At 37.7% G+C, this 21200-nt stretch carries 18 protein-coding genes; 14 read left to right on the top strand and 4 right to left on the bottom strand.

Annotated features, from left to right (window positions below; translation table 11 throughout):
• Positions 1-30: 30 nt before the first annotated feature.
• Positions 31-519 (top strand): helix-turn-helix domain-containing protein, encoded by a 489-nt coding sequence (locus ACYPZI_RS08405; RefSeq protein WP_459600533.1) that lies wholly within the window; start codon positions 31-33, stop codon positions 517-519.
• 60 nt (positions 520-579) lie between these two features.
• Here the strand turns inward: ACYPZI_RS08405 and ACYPZI_RS08400 are convergent, their stop codons facing one another.
• Complete coding sequence (locus ACYPZI_RS08400) at positions 580-1956, bottom strand: tryptophanase (RefSeq protein ID WP_459600531.1); 1377 nt, start codon at positions 1954-1956, stop codon at positions 580-582.
• Between the two features lie 315 nt (positions 1957-2271).
• Here ACYPZI_RS08400 and ACYPZI_RS08395 point away from each other — a divergent pair, with 315 nt between their 5' ends.
• Together ACYPZI_RS08395 and ACYPZI_RS08390 are read left to right on the top strand one after the other, a co-directional pair.
• Positions 2272-3054 (top strand): dihydroorotate dehydrogenase electron transfer subunit, encoded by a 783-nt coding sequence (locus ACYPZI_RS08395; protein WP_459600529.1) that lies wholly within the window; start codon positions 2272-2274, stop codon positions 3052-3054.
• Entirely contained in the window at positions 3042-3953 is a 912-nt protein-coding gene (locus ACYPZI_RS08390) for a dihydroorotate dehydrogenase (protein WP_459600527.1), read from the top strand. Before ACYPZI_RS08395 ends, ACYPZI_RS08390 begins: the two co-directional genes overlap by 13 nt.
• 73 nt (positions 3954-4026) lie before the next feature.
• On the opposite strand, the gene ACYPZI_RS08385 is transcribed toward ACYPZI_RS08390, so the two are convergent.
• On the bottom strand, positions 4027-4629 hold the full coding sequence (locus ACYPZI_RS08385; RefSeq protein WP_459600525.1) for a SagB/ThcOx family dehydrogenase: 603 nt from the start codon (positions 4627-4629) through the stop codon (positions 4027-4029).
• Between the two features lie 169 nt (positions 4630-4798).
• Here ACYPZI_RS08385 and ACYPZI_RS08380 point away from each other — a divergent pair, with 169 nt between their 5' ends.
• The 7 genes from ACYPZI_RS08380 to ACYPZI_RS08350 all read left to right on the top strand — a co-directional run bounded on the left by ACYPZI_RS08380 (position 4799) and on the right by ACYPZI_RS08350 (position 17418).
• Positions 4799-6025, top strand: a complete 1227-nt coding sequence (locus ACYPZI_RS08380) for a lipoprotein N-acyltransferase Lnb domain-containing protein (RefSeq protein WP_459600523.1) — start codon at positions 4799-4801, stop codon at positions 6023-6025.
• A complete protein-coding gene (locus ACYPZI_RS08375; RefSeq protein WP_459600521.1) occupies positions 6022-7617 on the top strand; it encodes an alkaline phosphatase family protein in 1596 nt (531 codons plus the stop codon). The genes ACYPZI_RS08380 and ACYPZI_RS08375 overlap by 4 nt, the downstream gene beginning before the upstream one ends.
• Positions 7618-7652: 35 nt before the next feature.
• Complete coding sequence (secA, locus tag ACYPZI_RS08370; RefSeq protein WP_459600519.1) at positions 7653-10961, top strand: preprotein translocase subunit SecA; 3309 nt, start codon at positions 7653-7655, stop codon at positions 10959-10961.
• A gap of 185 nt (positions 10962-11146) precedes the next feature.
• Positions 11147-13714, top strand: a complete 2568-nt coding sequence (gene gyrA, locus ACYPZI_RS08365; protein ID WP_459600517.1) for a DNA gyrase subunit A — start codon at positions 11147-11149, stop codon at positions 13712-13714.
• Positions 13715-13743: 29 nt separating this feature from the next.
• Positions 13744-15021 carry a tetratricopeptide repeat protein gene (locus ACYPZI_RS08360; RefSeq protein ID WP_459600515.1) on the top strand — a complete coding sequence of 426 codons (1278 nt, stop codon included), beginning with the start codon at positions 13744-13746 and terminating at the stop codon, positions 15019-15021.
• A gap of 209 nt (positions 15022-15230) precedes the next feature.
• A complete protein-coding gene (gene meaB, locus ACYPZI_RS08355) occupies positions 15231-16325 on the top strand; it encodes a methylmalonyl Co-A mutase-associated GTPase MeaB (protein WP_459600513.1) in 1095 nt (364 codons plus the stop codon).
• A 130-nt stretch (positions 16326-16455) separates the two neighbouring features.
• Positions 16456-17418 (top strand): ROK family protein, encoded by a 963-nt coding sequence (locus ACYPZI_RS08350; protein ID WP_459600511.1) that lies wholly within the window; start codon positions 16456-16458, stop codon positions 17416-17418.
• A 396-nt stretch (positions 17419-17814) separates the two neighbouring features.
• Here ACYPZI_RS08350 and ACYPZI_RS08345 read toward each other — a convergent pair whose 3' ends face one another.
• Together ACYPZI_RS08345 and ACYPZI_RS08340 are read right to left on the bottom strand one after the other, a co-directional pair.
• Complete coding sequence (locus tag ACYPZI_RS08345) at positions 17815-17976, bottom strand: hypothetical protein (RefSeq protein WP_459600509.1); 162 nt, start codon at positions 17974-17976, stop codon at positions 17815-17817.
• A gap of 37 nt (positions 17977-18013) precedes the next feature.
• Positions 18014-18262, bottom strand: coding sequence for an IS110 family transposase (locus ACYPZI_RS08340; protein WP_459600507.1), 249 nt, complete (start codon positions 18260-18262; stop codon positions 18014-18016).
• Positions 18263-18457: 195 nt separating this feature from the next.
• Here ACYPZI_RS08340 and ACYPZI_RS08335 point away from each other — a divergent pair, with 195 nt between their 5' ends.
• The 4 genes from ACYPZI_RS08335 (at position 18458) to ACYPZI_RS08320 (ending at position 21185) form a co-directional block, all read left to right on the top strand.
• A complete protein-coding gene (locus tag ACYPZI_RS08335; protein WP_459600505.1) occupies positions 18458-19624 on the top strand; it encodes an AIR synthase related protein in 1167 nt (388 codons plus the stop codon).
• An 88-nt stretch (positions 19625-19712) separates the two neighbouring features.
• Positions 19713-19955 (top strand): hypothetical protein, encoded by a 243-nt coding sequence (locus ACYPZI_RS08330; protein ID WP_459600503.1) that lies wholly within the window; start codon positions 19713-19715, stop codon positions 19953-19955.
• A gap of 259 nt (positions 19956-20214) precedes the next feature.
• Positions 20215-20721 carry a flavin reductase gene (locus ACYPZI_RS08325; RefSeq protein ID WP_459600501.1) on the top strand — a complete coding sequence of 169 codons (507 nt, stop codon included), beginning with the start codon at positions 20215-20217 and terminating at the stop codon, positions 20719-20721.
• Positions 20718-21185: a GyrI-like domain-containing protein gene (locus tag ACYPZI_RS08320; RefSeq protein ID WP_459600499.1), complete on the top strand. Its 468-nt coding sequence runs from the start codon at positions 20718-20720 to the stop codon at positions 21183-21185. The genes ACYPZI_RS08325 and ACYPZI_RS08320 overlap by 4 nt, the downstream gene beginning before the upstream one ends.
• The last annotated feature ends 15 nt before the right edge of the window (positions 21186-21200 follow it).

The raw sequence follows: 21200 nt of genomic DNA, 5'->3' as shown, positions 1-21200 counted from the left end.
TTTGTAGTAAACTATTTACATAATAGGAGTATGAAAGATCGTATTAGATTGATTATGGAAAGTGAACAGCTTACTCCATCTGCCTTTGCAGATAGACTTCAATTGGGACGCGCTGTAGTTTCGCACATACTGAATGGACGTAATAATCCTAGTCTGGATGTTGTTACTCGAATATTATCCAAAATGGAGTACATCAATCCGGACTGGTTAATATCCGGAAAAGGTGATATGTATAAGCCGGAATATGGTAAAAAGAACGCGAATACATTTCAGGCTACACCGATTACTCAAAATCACCCCGATTTATTCTCCCAGAATTACGTATCTCCACCGATTGCCCAGAAAGAACCTGAATATCGTAAGGAAATTATAGTTGAGCAACCTCAAAATGAAGTGGAACAAATTATAAAAAAGGAAGTTATCTATCAAAAACTACCGGATAGAAAAGTAAGCAAGATAATTATTTATTATACCGATAATACATTCGAGACCTTCAATGCGGATAATAAACCGCTATAAAAAAAACAATAGGCTCAAATTTTCAAGATTCAAGCCTATAATTTTATTTTAGAAATATCACTATTTAATTCTTTCGAGCTCTACTGTAAAATGCCGTAAAAGTTCAGCCTCCCAAATTATTTTTACTCCTTTAGTGATACTTTCCCTTCTGTCGTATATATTTTTTAAAGCTGCTGCGACAACATTTATGTGATTATCCGTATAAACACGTCTGGGAATAGCCAATCGCAGTAAGTCCAGACCATCGAATCTGTTTTCTCTGGTATTAGGGTCTCTGTCTGCCAATAGATAACCTATCTCACACCCTCTTATGCCGGCTTCTAAATATAGTTCTACAGTCAAAGTTTGCGCAGGAAATTCTTCTCTGGGCACAAGAGTCAGGACTTTAGAAGCATCAACAAAAATAGCATGCCCTCCGGCTGGTCGTTGATATGGAATACCATATTCATCTAATTTTCTACCCAAATATTCGACTTGCTTAATCCTGGTTTCCAGATTATCAAATTCAGTATTCTCATCCAAGCCTATAGCCAAAGCATTCATGTCACGCCCGTTCATTCCTCCATAAGTAATAAATCCTTCGTAAATAATACCTTTAATCTTTGCAGAATCATACCATTCTTTGACGTTCGTTGCAAAAAATCCGCCCATATTCACAATTGCATCTTTCTTTGCACTCATTGTCATACCATCGGCATAACCAAACATTTCTAAACAGATCTCTTTTATAGTTCTATTCTCATAACCTGTTTCTCTCGTTTTTATAAAATAGGCATTTTCCGCAAAACGCGCGGAATCGAATATTACACGTTTCCCATATTTATTGGCAAGAATACGCGTCTCTCTAAGGTTTTCCATCGAAACAGGTTGTCCTCCCGATGTATTATTCGTTATAGTCACTATTATAAAAGGAATACGATCGTGATACTTTTTCAAAGCAGCTTCAAGTTTTTTAATATCCACATTGCCTTTGAATGGAATATCTAATTGTGTATCTTTAGCTTCGTCAATAGTACAATCCAAAGCCACTGCCTTTCGAGATTCTATATGTCCTTTCGTTGTATCAAAATGTGAATTTCCCGGGCATACATCACCTTCTTTTATAAGGCACGAGAATAATACATTTTCGGCAGCACGTCCCTGATGTGTAGGAAGCACATAATCGAAACCGGTAATGCGTGTAACAGCATCTTTCATATTGTAATAAGAAGTGGCACCGGCATAACTTTCATCTCCTAACATCATTGCCGACCATTGGCGATCACTCATAGCTCCGGTTCCCGAATCTGTGATCATGTCTATATATACTTGTTCGGATTTTAACTGAAATACGTTATTTTTAGCTTTGGCTAACCACTGTTCACGTTCTTCGCGGGTGCTTTTATGTATAGGCTCTATCATTTTTATCTTCCATGATTCGGCAAATGGCAATTCCATAGTTTAATATTTTTAGTGATTTGATTACAAAAGAAATATGCAAATCCGATACGAATTTGCTAAAAATGAGAATGATAAGGATAATAATTATAAAGAGACAAAATGATCCCTGTCCTTTATATTGAGGAAAACAGAGGTAACTGATGTGTTTTTGATAGTTAAGAACATAATATTAACCTATTATGAGTAGTAACATATGACATAAAGGTAATGAAAACTTTCATATAAATTATAACTTCCATCATTTTTAATGAGACTAAAACTTATTAACTTTGCAACTGGAAACAAAGTACTTATTTTCTAAAAACAAGATAGATGAAAAAAATGTTGGATTTAGTGGTTACAGAAAATAGCCGTCTAAACCAAAATTATTGTCTTATAAAGCTTACTACTACAGATAACACGTTATTACCGGATATGTACCCGGGACAATTCGTTGAAGTCAGAGTTGATGGCTCTCCGGCAACATATCTAAGGCGTCCTATTTCCGTAAATTTTGTAGATAAAGACAAAAATGAACTATGGCTATTGGTTCAAGCTATTGGTGATGGAACAAGAACCATGTGTGAATATAAAGTAAACGATATAGTGAACTTACTCTTCCCACTGGGAAATACATTCACTATTCCAACAAAAGATAGTGAACAGGAATTGTTGCTAATTGGTGGCGGTGTAGGTACTGCTCCCATGCTGTTTTTGGGAGCCTGCCTGAAAGTTCAAGGATTCAGTCCCAAATTTCTTTTGGGAGCACGCTCTAAGAATGATTTACTCCAATTAGATGATTTCAGCAAGTATGGAGAGGTATTCTGTACTACCGAAGACGGGTCTTTTGGTGAAAAAGGATATGTAACAGATCATACAGTACTAAAAAGCACGCGCTTTTCGGCTATTTATACTTGCGGACCGAAACCAATGATGGTGGCAGTAGCAAAGTATGCTCATAGTAATGGAATACAATGTGAAGTATCGCTTGAAAATATGATGGCATGCGGGTTTGGAGTGTGTTTATGTTGTGTGGAGAAAACCCACGAAGGGAATGTATGTGTATGTACAGAAGGGCCCGTATTTAATATAGATAAGTTAACATGGATAAACTAGCTGTAAACATTGGTGATTTACATTTGAAGAACCCAGTGATGACTGCATCGGGTACTTTTGGCTATGGAAAGGAGTATGCAGACTTCTTTGACCTATCGCGAATAGGTGGTATATTTGTAAAGGGAACTACAATTCGTGCAAGACAAGGGAATGACTATCCTCGTATGGCAGAAACTCCGGCAGGCATGTTAAACGCTGTAGGACTGCAAAATAAGGGTGTTGATTACTTTGTTACAAATATATATCCGGAAATAAAGGATATCGATACCCATATTATAGTCAATGTATCGGGTTCTACCGTGGAGGACTATGTGGATTGTACGGAAAAATTGATCCAATTAGAGAAAGTACCGGCAATTGAACTTAATATTTCGTGTCCTAACGTAAAAGAAGGCGGTATGGCCTTTGGCACATCGGCTTGTTCGGCAGCAGAAGTAACGAAAGCTGTACGCAAGGTGTGGGATAAAACGCTAATTGTAAAGCTATCTCCAAACGTAACCGATATTACAGAAATAGCCAAAGCCGTGGAAGGCGAAGGCGCCGACTCGGTTTCGTTGATAAATACATTGTTGGGGATGGCAGTAGATATAAACAAAAAACGTCCGGTGTTATCAACGGTTACAGGAGGATTGTCCGGCCCATGTGTAAAGCCTGTTGCTCTAAGAATGGTATGGCAAACATACAATGCCGTTAAAATTCCAATTATAGGTATGGGTGGTATCTCCAGCTGGCAAGATGCTATTGAATTTATTCTGGCAGGATCATCTGCTATACAGATTGGAACTCACAATTTTATTGATCCTACTATTTCGGTAAAAGTAGTAGATGGTATTTCAGAATATTTAGATAAAAATAATATCGCTTCTGTTAGTGAGCTTGTAGGAGCATTAAAACTTTGATTTTATTATCAATGTACTAAATAAAAAGGAACTGAAATTATCAGTTCCTTTTTCCATTTATACAATTTATCAATTACTTCAGGTATCCTACCGGCTGTACCAATACAACTTCTTGTTTCTCGGTCAGTTTAAGAGCGTTATGTACATCGGGTCTTTTAAATGATCCCCGGGCAACAGTACCCAATCCTGCCGACGCGCAATATAAATATACATTCTGAACAGGGAAGCCTGCATCCATATACCCTGTCTCACGGCCATTCTTATCCAGATTTATAACATAAATAAGTGATACAGGTGCATTTTTCGAAATTTCAGGTTGTCCAAGAACATCTCTGAGGTCACCTTTCTCTTTCAGTATAAGCTTATTGGCTTTAGCGTCATAAAAATAAACGCCTGTACTTAACATTACGTAAACATCCACCTCTTGCCTGTTTTGCGACGAAGGCACTGTCCGTTTTTCAGGTCTATTAAATCCGTATGCAGCCCAAAGTAAGTCAGACAAAGTCTGCGTAGAAAGCTGTTTTGAGCTATCGAAGTTACGATTCGACTGTCTCTCATTTAAGACCTCCATCAAAGGTTTGCCACCTGTCTTTGTTGGGGAAAGCAAATTTATATCCTGAGCCGAAACATAACTAGCAATACAGAATAAAGCAATCGCGATTAATCCTTTTTTCATATGATAATAATTTTGATTATACAAAACAAATTTATGGAATAATAAACGGATTTACTGAAAAACCGTTCGCTTTTTTAAGTAAAATTCACAACATTGTAATAATGATTATTGATATATTATACATTCTATCAGTGGATAATTTATCTTTGTATTCGAAAATATTTTGAATATGCGAAAAGGATTTATTTTCTTACTCTTCATTATAAGCTTTGTACAGCTGAATGCTCAACGGTATAGTTATTCTCAAATTGTATTGAGCGATTCCGCGCAGATAAGCCTTCTTACCAATACTCCTTGGGATGGCGCGGTTTATGCGCTATTCGGACACACCGCCATACGTATTAATGATCCGGAAAACAATATAGATATGGTATTCAACTATGGTATATTCAATATGAGCAAGGAGAACTTTATATTTCTTTTTGTAAAAGGAGAAACCGATCATATGGTGGCTGTAATCGATTTTCATTATTACGTAGAAGAATACGAAGAGCGGGGAGTCGGTGTCATAGAACAAGTATACAACCTTACTCGGAAAGAAAAACAAGAAATATTTGATGCATTAGTTATCAACTCTCTACCGGAAAACAGGGTATGCCGTTATAACTACTTTTACGATAATTGTTCAACACGTCCACGGGATATTATAGAGAAATACATAAATGGAAAGATAGAATATACACCGACGAATAAGCGACAAACTTACAGAGATTTAGTGCATGAATGTGTTGATATACAGCCGTGGACTAAGTTTGGTATAGATTTGGTGATTGGCGCCGATGCTGATAAAATAATAACAGACAGGCAAAAAGATTTCCTACCCCATTATTTAATGAATGCTTATGTAGGAGCAATTATAAAAAGTGACAGTACGGAAAGAAGACTTCTGCTTGAAAGCAGAAGTATCTTACAGGGGATATCCCCTGCATATATTGAGTTTAACGAACCACTGTACATGGGTATTGCTTTGCTTGTATTTACTATTGCATTATCTCTGCTGGTTTATATAAAGAAATGGTACACTTTAGGCAAAACATACGATACACTATTGTTTTTAGTGGCAGGCGCCGGAGGATGTATTATATTCTTTCTGATGTTTTTTTCGGAGCATCCATGTACCAATCCAAACTGGAATATCATATGGTTAAATCCTCTGCAACTTCTGGTTGCACTATTATTCTTCGTAAAACCTCTCACGAAATGCTTAAGTTATTATCATTTTATTAACTTTGTGGCGCTTTTGCTATTTCTTCTGGCATGGTGTTTGATACCACAACAATTAGAAATAGCTTTTATTCCGTACATCTTATCTATTTGCTTAAGATCGGGAATGAATGTATTACAACAAAAAACAAAGAAAAAAGCTGATTACAGTTTGCCTAAAGCAGCAAGATGATAAGAATAATTACCTCATTAGTAGCAGTATTAACCATCACCTCAGTTCAGGCGCAAACACCTGTACACGAAACTCCAAAGTTGGTGATTGGCATTACTATTGATCAGCTGCGGGGCGATTACCTTGAGCTATTCCAAAGCACTTTTTCCGAAGGAGGCTTTAAACGCTTACTCAGCGGAGGATTAGTTTATCAAAATATAAAATTCGATTTTCCCTATCTGGACGATGCATCGGCTATAGCGACAATATACACCGGGGCTATGCCATTTTATCATGGAATTGTTGGTAATAAGAAATATCTGGCATCTACGCAACAAATAGTATCATCGTTTTCCGATCCCGCATTTCTGGGAAATTACACACAAGATAAAGTCTCGCCTTTGGCTTTAAAAACATCTACAATTACTGATGAGTTGAAAATATCATCTTCCGGCAATTCTGATGTTTACTCATTTGCGCCACAAACTAATCAGGCTTTGATAACAGCCGGACAAAGAGGTAATTCGGCTTTTTGGGTAGATGACTATACCGGCAAATGGGCTTCGACCACATTCTACAAAAACTTTTATTGGTCTGTAGATCAGGATAACAGGAGTGGCTCCGACTTTTCAACAAAAGCGTGGACAATGTATTGGTCTCCGCTGCTTAGCGCCACAGAATACAAAGCTTTCCCTTTTATACCGGGAGATAAACGGATTTTTTCTCATGGAACCGGTAATAACAAAGAAACCTATATCCTGGCCAAGAAAATGCCGGCCGTTAATGAAAATATCAGAAATTCAGCTATGACATTATTGTCTAAAGCCGAATTGGGAAAACGCATAAGTCCTGACTTTTTGTCTCTAACATTCTATGCAGGCAACTATCCGAATGTTTCGGATTATTCTGTCGAAATACAGGATATATATATCAGGCTGGATAGAGAAATAGAAAAACTGCTTAATGAAATAGACCGGACAGTCGGGTTAAAGAATACTTTGGTATTTATCACATCGACGGGATATTATGATTTTGCAGAATCAGATTATAAGAATGAAGCCGGCAATAACCCACCGGAAAACAAATTCCATATCAACCGTTGTGAAGCCCTTCTCAATATGTACCTTATGGCTATATATGGCAGAGATAACCAGTGGGTAGATAAGTTTTACAATGGGCAGATATACCTGAATCGAAAACTGATTAAAGATAAAAACATATCCTTACAGGAAATACAGGACAAAGCGGCTGAATTTGTATCGGAATTTTCAGGAGTACAAGAAGTTTACACTTCTTTCCAAATACAGCATGGACAGTGGAATCCTGTAATGGAATATTACAAAAACGGATATACACGGGAAACAACCGGCGACCTTTTTGTAGAGCTTCAACCCGGATATAAAGTTGTAAATGAACAGGATGCTTCGTTCAAAGAAAAACAGGTACGAAACAACGCCGTTGTATGCCCTGTTATATTTTTTGGTAACAACATAAAACCGGCAAAGGTAAAAAGAACTATAAAGGCTACAGAAATAGCGCCTACAATATCTTATATTATGCGCATCCGGTCTCCGAATGCTGCAAAAGAACAACCTTTATCGGAATTACTTTAAAACAACAATTAATAAAAAATAAAACAACTAAATATATGGGATTCGCAGATATTTTAACATCATTATTCGGAAATAAATCTCAACGGGATTTGAAAGAAATCAATCCTTTTGTAGACAAAATAAAAGCCGTATATTCTGATATTGAACACATGTCGCACGATGAATTGCGCGCAAAAACGATAGAAATAAAGCAGCGCATTCAGGATTATGTTGCCCAGGAAAAGAATCAGATAGCTGAGCTAAAAGCCAAAGTGGAAACATTGGAAATAGATCAACGCGAAGATGTGTGGGCTGAAGTAGATAAGCTGGAGAAACAGGTAACAGACAAATATGAAGAGATTTTGGAGCAAGTGCTACCGGAAGTTTTCTCTATTGTCAAAGATACAGCGCGCCGTTTTACACAAAATGAAGAAATAGAAGTTACTGCAACAGACTTTGATAGAGAATTGGCTGAAACGAAAGACTTCGTACACATCGAAGGCGACAAAGCTATCTACAAGAACCACTGGATTGCCGGAGGTAATGAAATCATATGGGATATGATACATTACGATGTGCAGTTATTTGGCGGAGTTGTACTTCATAAAGGAAAAATCGCTGAAATGGCCACAGGGGAAGGTAAAACACTCGTAGGTACTTTGCCTGTCTTTTTGAATGCTTTAACCGGAAATGGAGTGCATGTGGTAACTGTAAACGATTACCTGGCAAAACGTGACTCTGAGTGGATGGGGCCAATCTATATGTTCAATGGGTTATCCGTCGATTGTATAGACAAGCATCAGCCAAACTCGGAAGGACGGCGCCAAGCCTATCAGGCCGATATTACATTTGGGACAAACAATGAATTCGGATTCGATTATCTACGTGACAATATGGCTGTAAATCCATCGGATCTGGTACAACGCAAACACAATTTTGCAATTGTCGATGAGGTGGACTCCGTGTTGATAGACGATGCCCGTACTCCATTGATTATTTCGGGACCTGTACCACGTGGAGAACAACAATTATTCGAAGAATTCCGCCCTCGTGTGGAGATACTGGTAAAAGCCCAACGCGAATTAGCCACCAAATTACTTGCCGAAGCCAGAGTGAAAATGAATTCGGAAGATAAGAAAGTACAGGAAGAAGGTTCTTTGCTATTGTATCGTTCATTTAAAGGATTGCCTAAAAACAAACCGCTTATCAAGTTCCTGAGCGAACCGGGTATCAAGTCGTCCATGTTGAAAACCGAAGAACATTACATGTCGGAGCAAATGCGTAACATGCATATTGTTACAGACGACCTGTATTTCGTAATCGACGAAAAGAACAATAGTATAGAGCTCACCGACAAGGGTATAGACTTATTGACAGGAAATTCGGATGACCCTTTATTCTTTGTATTGCCCGATATTAGCGCACAGCTTTCCGAACTTGAAAACCTGTCGCTGACAGATAGCGGAAAAGCTGAAAAGAAAGATGAGCTGATGCAAAATTATTCAATCAAATCTGAACGTGTTCACACAGTAAATCAGCTACTTAAAGCTTATGCATTGTTCGAAAGAGATGATGAGTATGTTGTTATCGATAACAAGGTACTGATTGTAGACGAACAAACCGGTCGTATTATGGATGGCCGACGCTATTCAGATGGCTTGCATCAGGCAATCGAAGCAAAAGAACGTGTAAAAGTGGAAGCTGCTACACAAACGTTTGCCACCATTACCTTGCAAAATTATTTCCGTATGTATCACAAGCTTTCGGGTATGACCGGTACAGCTGAAACCGAAGCCGGAGAGTTGTGGAATATCTATAAGTTGGATGTAGTAGTAATTCCGACTAATAGGCCGATTGCACGTAATGATATGAACGACCGCATATACAAAACAAAACGAGAGAAGTACAATGCGGTTATATCAGAGATAGAAAACCTTGTAAATCAAGGGCGTGCAGTACTTGTTGGTACAACCTCTGTAGAAATATCAGAGTTACTTAGCAAGATGCTTGCCATGCGCAAGATCAAGCATAATGTATTGAATGCGAAACTACATCAGAAAGAGGCTGACGTTGTGGCGCAAGCCGGACAACCGGGAGCTGTAACTATCGCTACCAATATGGCGGGTCGTGGTACAGACATAAAGCTGGCGCCGAGTGTAAAAGAAGCCGGAGGTTTAGCGATTATCGGTACCGAAAGACATGAATCCCGTCGTGTAGACCGTCAGTTAAGAGGTCGTGCCGGCCGTCAGGGAGACCCCGGATCATCGATATTCTACATCTCATTAGAAGATGATTTGATGCGTCTGTTTGCATCGGAACGTATTGCCGGCATGATGGACCGTATGGGCTTTAAAGAAGGCGAAATGCTGGAGCACAACATGCTTAGCAAGTCAGTAGAACGAGCTCAAAAGAAAGTTGAAGAAAATAACTTCGGTATCCGTAAACGTTTGCTTGAATATGACGACGTTATGAATTCTCAGCGTGAAGTCGTTTACAAACGCCGTCGCCATGCCCTTATGGGAGAACGTATTGGCATCGACATTGTGAATATGTTCTATGATACTGCAGTAAGTTTATCGGAACAATATGCAGATAATCTGGATTATGAAGGACTTAAAATAGATTTACTTCGTATACTGGCTATTGAAGCGCCATTTGATGAACAAACATTCCGTACATCCAAACCCGATGATTTGACGGATAAGACATATGAGACTGCTGTTCAAAACTTTAAACACAAAATGGATCGTTTGGCTGAGATTGCAAATCCTGTTATTAAACAAGTTTATGAAGAGCAAGGTAGCAAATTTGAAAATATCCTGATTCCTATTACAGATGGTAAGCGTGTATATAATATTTCATGTAATTTGAAAGATGCATACGATTCGGGATCAAAAGAGATTATCAAGTCTTTTGAAAAATCAATTGTGCTACATACGATAGACGAAGAATGGAAAGAACATCTTCGCGAAATGGACGATTTACGACAATCGGTACAAAATGCAAGTTACGAGCAGAAAGATCCTCTATTGATCTACAAACTGGAGTCTTTTACTCTGTTTAAATCCATGCTTAACAGTATAAATAACAAGGCTGTTACTATACTTATGCGTGGGCAAATACCGGTACGCGAACCGGAGCAAGTTCGCCAGGCTGCTCCTGAGCGAAAAACCGATTACAGCCGTTATCGTACAGAACGTAATGAAGTAGAATCAGGCCAAAGAAGACAAGCTCCCGGACAACGCCCGGGCGAAGAAAAGCCAAGAATGGCTCCAATTCAAGTGGACAAAAAGCAAGGAAGAAATGAGCCTTGTTTCTGCGGAAGCGGTAAAAAATATAAGAACTGTCATGGCAGAAATGAATAATTAAACGGCCTGATTGATATACGAAATGCTCGGTAGATACTAAACTATCGGGCATTTTTTTGTGACATTATATTTTCTTAATACAAAGAAAATTCATACCTTAGCATGTTTTTAAAACTTAAAAAAAGGCCTTAACTGAAAAGCTTTACACAAGTATTTGAGAATAAAAATTTTATGTTAAAATAATGATAGAAGCAGAGGATAGAATTATTAGAATCAATATTGAGGATGAGATGAAATCTGCCTACATTGACTATTCAATGTCGGTCATAGTTTCCAGGGCTTTACCTGATGTAAGAGACGGTTTTAAACCTGTACATCGTCGTATTTTATACGGAATGAGCGAGCTGGGTAATGCATCTAACAAGCCTCACAAAAAATCAGCCAGAATTGTCGGAGAAGTACTCGGTAAGTATCACCCTCATGGTGACTCTTCGGTATATTTTGCTATGGTACGTATGGCACAGGAATGGAGCATGCGCTATCTGTTGGTAGACGGACAAGGAAATATGGGTAGTGTCGATGGTGACAGCCCTGCGGCTATGCGTTATACTGAGGCACGCCTAAGCCGCTTAGCGGAAGAAATGCTGAAAGATATCGATAAAGAAACTGTTGATTTTCAGTTAAACTTCGACGATACATTGAAGGAACCCACAGTCCTTCCTACACGCATTCCTAATTTGTTGATAAACGGAGCATCGGGTATTGCCGTAGGGATGGCTACCAATATGGCTCCTCATAATATGACAGAGTCAATCAATGCCACTATTGCGTACATTGACAATAAAGACATTGATACTCAAGGCCTGATGCAATATGTAAAGGCTCCGGATTTCCCTTCGGGAGGATTTATATATGGATATCAAGGTGTTATCGATGCATTTGAAACCGGTCGTGGACGTGTTATCATGCGTGGTCGTGCCGAAATAGAAATGGAAGGTAATCACGAAAAAATAGTGATCTCAGAAATTCCATATTTAGTAAATAAAGCAGAGCTAATCAAGCATATAGCAGACCTTGTAGGAGAAAAAAGACTCGATGGCATCAGCAATGTTAATGATGAATCTGACCGTCAGGGTATGCGTATCGTTGTCGATATTAAGCGCGACGCCAACGCGAACGTGGTTCTAAACAAACTATATAAACTTACGGCTTTACAATCGTCTTTCAGTGTTAACAATATAGCGTTAGTTAAGGGTCGACCAAAAACATTGAATCTGAAAGACATGATTTCGTTTTTTGTTGAGCACCGTATTGATGTTGTTATTCGTCGTACTACATACGATTTACGTAAAGCAGAGGAACGCGCCCATATACTGGAAGGCCTCATTATAGCCTCAGATAACATAGACGAAGTAATTGCCATAATCAGGGCATCCAAATCGCCACAAGAAGCTATTGAGAACTTGATATCGAGATTTAACCTGACAGAAATACAATCCCGGGCGATAGTAGAAATGCGTCTACGTCAGCTTACAGGACTTGAACAAGATAAGTTGCATAACGAATACGAAGAAATTCAAAAATTAATAGCTTATTTAAACGAGATACTGTCTAACGAAGATCTTCGCATGCAAGTTATTAAAGATGAATTGATTGAGGTAAGAGATAAATATGGTGATGAACGCCGCACAGAAATTGTTTATGCGTCAGAAGAATTAAATCCTGAAGATTTCTATGCCAATGACGAAATGATCATAACTGTCTCACATCTGGGATATATCAAGCGTACACCTTTAACCGAATTTAGAGCCCAGAATAGAGGTGGAGTGGGAGCTAAAGGCTCAGAAACCAGAAACGAAGATTTTATTGAACATATATATCCGGCATCGATGCACAATTACATTCTGCTCTTCACGCAGAAAGGCAAATGTTATTGGTTGCGCGTATTTGACATTCCGGAGGGTACTAAAAACTCGAAAGGACGGGCAATTCAAAATCTTTTGAACATTGAATCGGATGATAAAGCAACGGCATTTATCCGTGTCAGAGGGTTCGGCGATACAGATTATATCAATAGCCATTATCTGATATTCTGTACAAAACAAGGTGTTATAAAGAAAACCAGCCTTGAAGCATATTCACGCCCTCGTCAAAACGGAGTGAACGCTATAACAATACGCGAAGATGATAAGGTTATAGAGGTACTTATGACTGACGGCGACAGCGAAATATTATTAGCGAACAGAAATGGTAGAGCCATACGTTTCCATGAATCCGATGTTCGTGAAATGGGACGTACAGCAACGGGTGTACGCGGTATGCGCATCGATGAAGACGGGCAAGATGAAGTTATAGGAATGCTTGCAATGTCAAAAGAGGCCCAAAACAATGAAACCATTATGGTTGTATCAGAACAGGGATACGGAAAACGCACGAATCTCAATGAAAAAGATGAAGAAGGCAATGATGTAATTGACGAAAATGGAAGTATCGTTCCTGTGTATCGTATAACCAGTCGTGGTGGTAAAGGAGTTAAAACACTGAATATAACTGACAAAACAGGTAAGCTGGTTTCTATAAATAGCGTTACAGATGAGAACGATTTAATGATAATTAACAAGTCTGGTATTACTATTCGTCTAAAAGTTTCAGATATTCGCACTATGGGACGTGCTACCCAGGGAGTTAAGCTAATCAATCTGGGCAAGAGAAATGATGAAATTGCTTCTATTTGTAAGGTTGATTCTGATAATGAAGTTGATGAAATAGAAAATAACGAAAATGATGCAAAAATCGAGAGTATTGACTAAACAATTGAATATAAACTAAATCGATAATTATGAAACGTACTTTATTAGTATTAGCTTTATGTGCATTTGCAGGATTTTCTTTCGCACAGAAAAGCGCTGTAAAAAATGCAAAATCCTCTAAGGATATTAGTGAGGCCAGAACATTGATAAAACCGGCATTAACTAATCCGGAAACTATGAATGATCCGGAAACATGGAAAGTAGCCGGAGATATCGAATACAAGGCTTTTGATGATGAGCGGACCCTGGAAATGCAGAAGCAAATTACCCAGAAAGGCGGTAACGAAGAAAAAATGTATGAAGGATTATATAACATGTATGAACCTTATATCAAGGCCGATGAATTAGGCCAGCTTCCGGACGAAAAAGGTAAAATTAAAAACAAAGTAAGAAAGGATGTCGTTAAGAATTTAAGAGATGGTCATCGATTCTATATTAATGGTGGCATATTCTATAACGAGAAACAAGATTACAAAAAAGCTGCCGATTTTTTTGAAAGATACTGGGAACTGCCTTCTTTAGCAATATTTGAAGATAGCAGAGCTGATTTTAATACTCAGGATACAACATTTCAAACAATCAAATATTATGCCGTAATTAGTGCTATACAATCAAAAGATGATGCACGTTCTATCCAATTATTGAAAAAGCTTACAGCTGAACCATATGTTCAGAATAGCACATATAAAGAAAGTGACACTTACGAATTACTAGCCAGTGAATACCAACAAGTTGGCGACAGCGTAGCTTATGTAAATTTGTTGCGCGAAGGAACTCAAAAATTCCCGTCTGTCAGATACTTTTCCCTTAATCTGATCAATGAATTCATTAAAGGAGGAAAAACGGATGAAGCAATGTCCTATCTGGATGAAGCAATCAAAAATGATCCTACTAATGCATGCGAGTTGTTGAGCGTAAAAGCTTCATTATTTGCCGAACAAAAAGATTATGCTAAAGCAGAACCGGCTTACTTGCAAGCTGTGTCGACTGACGCTAATTGTGAAAAAGCGTTGGAGGGAATCGGCGTATTATATATATTGCAAGCTCAGGATACAAAGGAAAAAGCCAGTCAAACAACAGATAGAACCACATCTGCAAAATTTGACAGAGAAACTGTAGATCTTTATCAAAAGGCATTACCATATCTTGAAAAATATAGAGATTTGCTAAAAGCAAAAAACGCTGATAAATACGATATTAGACAAATTCTAATGAAGTTGCAAAACGTATATTACAATCTGACTTTATTGAATGTAAATAAGAATGCTGAATACGATGCTGTTCAAAAAGAATTAGAAGCAGAATAAACAAGCAGGTAAATAGATATAACAAACGCCTATGAGAAAAACTCTTGTAGGCGTTTATTGTTTTCTTTGATTACAATAATGTTACATAATTACTATTATGTTTAATATTGTATTTGTTAAATAATATTTGCCATAAGAGAAAGCTCCTATTATTTGATTATATTTACACAAAATAAAGAATAACATGCTATCCATAAAATTTTATTTATATGGAACATATTGAAAATGACGATCAATTTCAAGGCTTGCGAGTAAATAAAGGAATATCTGAACAACCTACAGTAAATCCTTATTTGAACAATTTTAAGAAATTCAAAAGAAAGGTATATACGGTTTCTGAATATGTTGAGGGAATCCTAAAAGGAAACATTACAATTTTGGGACAAGCTGTAACCCTCATAGAAAGTTCCAGGCAAGATCACCAAGCTATAGGACAGGAAGTGATAGAGAAATGCCTGCCCTATACAGGTAATTCTATCCGTATAGGAATAACCGGTGTACCTGGAGCCGGGAAAAGCACATCTATAGATGCTTTTGGCATGCATATTCTAAAGGGTAATAATAAACTTGCAGTTTTAGCAATAGATCCATCCAGTGAAGTTACCAAAGGAAGTATACTAGGTGATAAAACAAGAATGGAGAGACTATCTGTGGAAAAAAATGCATTTATCCGCCCCTCCCCTTCTGCCGGCTCATTAGGTGGCGTAGCCCGTAAAACAAGGGAAACCATTATATTATGCGAGGCGGCCGGATTTGACCGTATTATTGTGGAAACTGTTGGTGTAGGCCAATCAGAGACAGCAGTACATTCTATGGTCGATTTTTTCCTTTTAATACAGTTAGCCGGAACAGGTGACGAATTACAAGGAATAAAACGTGGAATAATGGAAATGGCTGATGGCATTATTATTAATAAAGCTGATGGTAATAATATAGAAAAAGCCAGGCTGGCTCAGTCACATTTTCAGAATGCACTTCACCTGTTTCCCCTGCCCGAATCAGGATGGACTCCCCAAGTACTAACCTATTCCGGATATTATGAAATAGGTATCGATGAGGTTTGGAAAATGATCGATGAATACATAGCTTTCGTTAAGGGAAATGGGTACTTCGAATACAGACGCAATGCCCAATCCAAATTCTGGATGCATGAAACAATCAATGAACGGTTAAAAAGCAATTTTTACAATAATCCGGAAGTGCAAAAAGAACTGAAAAAATACGAACAGTTAGTTCTTGATTCCCAGATGAGTTCTTTTGCTGCGGCAAGTAATGTTTTGGATACATATTTTAAACATTCCTGACCGTCATCTTATGCAAAAACACAGGAATTTCACTGTGACAAAGGCTAATATTAACTTGGAATTAGTTATATTTGTAAATATTTTAATTAAGAAATAATTTCATTGTTGAATTAACATATATATAAAAATCATGGAAAAACCGTATGCTATTGGAATCGATATTGGTGGAACTAATTCGGTTTTTGGCGTAGTAGACAAACGTGGACATATAATAAATCAAGGATCTATAAAAACGGGTACATATCTGGAAATTAATGATTATGTAACTCACCTTGCTGCCGGAGTTCAAGAAATCATCGATCAGGTAGGTGGTACCGGAAATATAAAGGGGGTTGGCGTTGGTGCACCAAACGGTAATTATTTTACCGGTTGCATCGAATTTGCACCTAATCTACCTTGGAAAGGAGTAATTCCTTTAGCTCAAATGCTTACTGACAAGTTGAATATCCCTGTTGCTTTAACCAATGACGCAAATGCGGCAGCAATTGGAGAAATGACTTATGGAGCAGCACGTGGAATGAAAGACTTTGTCGTTATCACTCTCGGTACAGGTGTAGGTAGTGGAATCGTAGTAAATGGGCAGCTTGTATATGGCCACGATGGTTTTGCCGGAGAATTGGGCCATACTACTATTCGTCGTGACGGCCGCCTTTGTGGTTGCGGAAAAAAAGGTTGTTTGGAAACATACAGTTCTGCAACAGGAGTGGCACGTACAGCCAGAGAATTTTTAGAAACCAGAACAGAGCCTAGTCTACTAAGAGAACTTGATCCTGCAGATATTACGTCAAAAGATGTATACGATGCAGCCGTAAAAGGAGACAAAATGGCTAAAGATATTTTTGAAATGACCGGTCTGATATTGGGTGAATCATTTGCTGATTTTGTAGCGTTCTCCAGTCCGGAAGCAATTATACTGTTCGGAGGATTAACAAAAGCCGGGAAATTAATATTTGATCCGGTACGTAAGCACATGGAGGAAAATATGTTGCCGATCTATCGCAATAAAATAAAACTATTAATGTCTGAACTTAAAGAAAGTGATGCCGCCGTATTAGGAGCCAGTGCTTTAGGTTGGGAAGTAAAAGACTATTAATTTGTTTTATATAGATTTATATAACAACCTGTAAGACTGATTGTCTACAGGTTGTTTGTTTTTATAAATATCAGATTATTAAATCAACGTGTTTTTATTACCTTTCCTCTAAAAATCCCCCAAAAGTATATCCCATTCTATGTAACATGCAGAAAATATGCGATATTCGTATAAATAGAGGACAGATAAGGCAAATAAGCTACAAGAGGCGATAAAATAACCGTCTCAAGCTTGGCAATAATACTAAAATACTTTCCTCTTCGAGCTTTCTTAGCTCATACGCATTTTCATTACCGATATCCGTTTATTGCTCATTTTGCAAAGCCGGGATAAGATTCGCCACAAAGGTAAGGAGCTGAAACAGTACCGGGCCTGTTCTTTGTTGAGAGACAAGCATTATGCGTTCTGCCTTATGGCAGGCATATTTCGTGTCAAGTCAAATGGTTTTTTCGTTGATAAGACATTGAAAATAACCACCAGCATTTTTCGGGCGATCGCCATCAGCGCTTTTTGCGAAGCCATCTTTCGGGCGACAAGCTGTCGATATTTGTATCCCATAAAGCCTGTTTTGGAATGCGTTGCCGCCCAAGCCGCTTCAGTGAGGAGGCTGTACCAGATTCAACTCAAAATCAGATTGTAATACACTCCATACCGGCATCCAATAAATGCTCGTACTTTCCATCGCTACCCGTCCAGTCCCGTATTCTACAAGATTGTTACGTAATTTTGTTAACTCTGACGTGGTCGTCCCAAAACGACCCTCATAAATTTTTTCTTCATTAGCGCCCAAGATACATGCAAATACACTATCTTTGTGCACGTCAAGACCACAGACTTTGTCCATAAGCTAAACTTTTTAAGTTAATAAATTGGCTCTTGTAAAGCCGTTAATTATTCTGCAAATTTATTATTTGTACTTCGAGTACGGGGCAGATCGTGGACGAAAGGTGGTCTTGGTTTTTTATACAACTGGCCTAAAAATCGAAGATTTTTATGTAGGTTTGTACTTCATATAAATTTATTTCTTCGGACAAACGAAATGAGTGACCAACGCTACAATCAACGAGGAGTTTCGGCCTCGAAAGAAGACGTTCACAATGCAATTAAGAACGTAGATAAAGGCATATTTCCAAAAGCTTTCTGTAAAATAATTCCGGATATATTGGGCGGTGATCCTGAGTATTGTAATATTATGCATGCTGACGGAGCCGGTACCAAATCTTCATTAGCATACATATATTGGAAAGAAACGGGAGATATTTCTGTGTGGAAAGGCATTGCGCAAGATGCCCTGATTATGAATATAGATGATTTACTGTGCGTTGGCGCCACCGACAATATTTTATTATCTTCTACTATTGGAAGGAATAAAATGCTGATACCGGGCGAAGTTATATCGGCAATTATAGAAGGGACTAACCAACTATGTGATGAACTATCCTCGTTAGGTGTCAATATATACCCTACAGGAGGAGAAACGGCTGATGTTGGTGATCTGGTTCGCACTATCATTGTGGATAGTACAGTTACATGCCGGATGAAACGATCAGATGTCATCTCTAATGATAACATCCAAGATGGGGATGTTATAGTCGGCTTATCTTCTTCCGGACAGGCAACATACGAAAAAGAATACAATGGCGGCATGGGCAGCAATGGCCTGACCTCGGCACGTCACGATGTATTTGCCAATTATCTTGCAAAAAAATATCCTGAGAGTTATGACGCTTCTATACCTTCCGAACTAATTTATTCGGGAAAGATGAGACTTACCGACCAAATAGAAAGTTTAAATATAGATGCCGGAAAGCTGGTGCTCTCCCCTACCCGTACTTATGCTCCCGTTATCAAACAAATACTGGATACACTTTGTGGGCACATACATGGAATGGTTCATTGTTCAGGAGGTGCACAGACTAAAGTCTTGCATTTTGTAGATAAAGTAAAAATTACCAAAAACAATCTTTTTCCCGTACCACCTTTGTTCAAACTAATTCAAGAACAATCGGGAACGGATTGGAAAGAAATGTATAAGGTCTTTAATATGGGGCATCGTATGGAAATTTATTTACCGCAACCATATGCTCAAAAAGTTATCGATATGTCAAAGTCTTTTGGTATCGAGGCTCAAATAGTTGGCTTTGTAGAGAAATCAGATCGTACAGAACTTATTATCGATAGCGAATTCGGATATTTTGAATATTAATACTCTATTTTTAACGTCTGTTAATTATATTTTCACGAAATAGCTTGTATATTTGTGAGATAACTTGTATTAATTAAAAAGTAAAAGTATGAAGAAAATTATAATGTCAGCAATTATGTGTGTAGCCTTAATGGCTTCATCTGTGGTAGTAGCTCAGGATAAAGCTCCTAAAAAAGATCAGCCTAAAAAGGAATGTTGCCAAGATAAAGCTTCTGATAAGAAGGACGATAAGAAATCATGTTGCAAAGACAAAGCTAAAGCAACAGATAAAAAAGATGGCAAAACTGCATCTTGCTGCCAAGATAAAGCTAAAGCAGCTGATAAAAAATAAAAGATTCAAAATAAAGAGCGGGGACATTTCAATTATGATCTGTCTCCGTTTTTTTATATCCATATCTCCTCCTAAAATAGAACAAACTATATACTAAACTATAGCATTTGTTTTTCATATTCAGAATAATATAACATTCTCAGATTCTTAATATAGTTTACCTATATTTATTTCCTTTTTCACAACATATTTTATATTTTTACGAATTGAAATTCCCTATTTACCCGGACGAAACATTGACTGTATTTATACTAATAAAATGGTTTTCAAAAAAACAAATATAAAAGACTATACCCCTGATGCATTTGGACTAAAAGACAAATGGATGCTGATTACAGCATCAAAACCGGATGGCACAGTAAATACGATGACTGCCAGTTGGGGGGGATTTGGCGTTATGTGGAATAAAGAAGTCGCTTTTATTGTCATACGTCCGCAAAGATATACAAGGGAATTTGTAGAAAGTTCAGACTCTTTTTCCCTCACATTTTTTGATAAAGGCTACCTCAAAGATTTAAGTTATTTGGGAAAGGTATCGGGAAGAGATGAAAATAAAATCGAGAAAACAAAGTTAACTATAATAAAAGAGAATGATATTCCCTATTTTCAAGAAGCTAACAGTGTTATCTTTGCTAAAAAACTATTTGTACAACGAATAGAAGAGAATGCATTCCTTGATAAAGAAGTTATCAGAAGATGGTATCCTGAAAAAGATTTTCACTATTTATATATTGCCGAAATTTCTAAAATATTAGTGAAAGAATGAAAAGCAAAGAAATAACATTAGATGCGTTCACTATAGTTGGGATATCTGTTAGAACTACAAACCAAAATCATAAGTCGCAAGAAGATATCGCCAAACTATGGGAATCGTTCTTTCTCAATGGTGTTGTACAATCCATTCCAAATAAAATATCGAATGATGTATACTGTATATATACCGATTATGAAAGCGATTATACAGGAGAATATACGACTCTTATAGGATATAAAGTTTCAAACATCAACGGAATTCCTACGAATAAAAATTTGATAATAAAAGATTTTCCGGCATGTAAATATTTACAATACACTTCAGAAGGAGAATTGCCTTATGTCGTAGGTAAAACATGGGCTCGTATATGGCAATCAAATATAAACAGGGCTTATACTGCTGATTTTGACATCTATGGGGAAGAAGCAAAAGACCCTAAGAATGCTAAAATAACAACATTTTTATCTATTAAATAATTTTATCACTTTACA

The sequence above is a fragment of the Dysgonomonas reticulitermitis genome (assembly GCF_054601275.1).
This window is presented reverse-complemented; position numbering and strand designations above follow the sequence as displayed.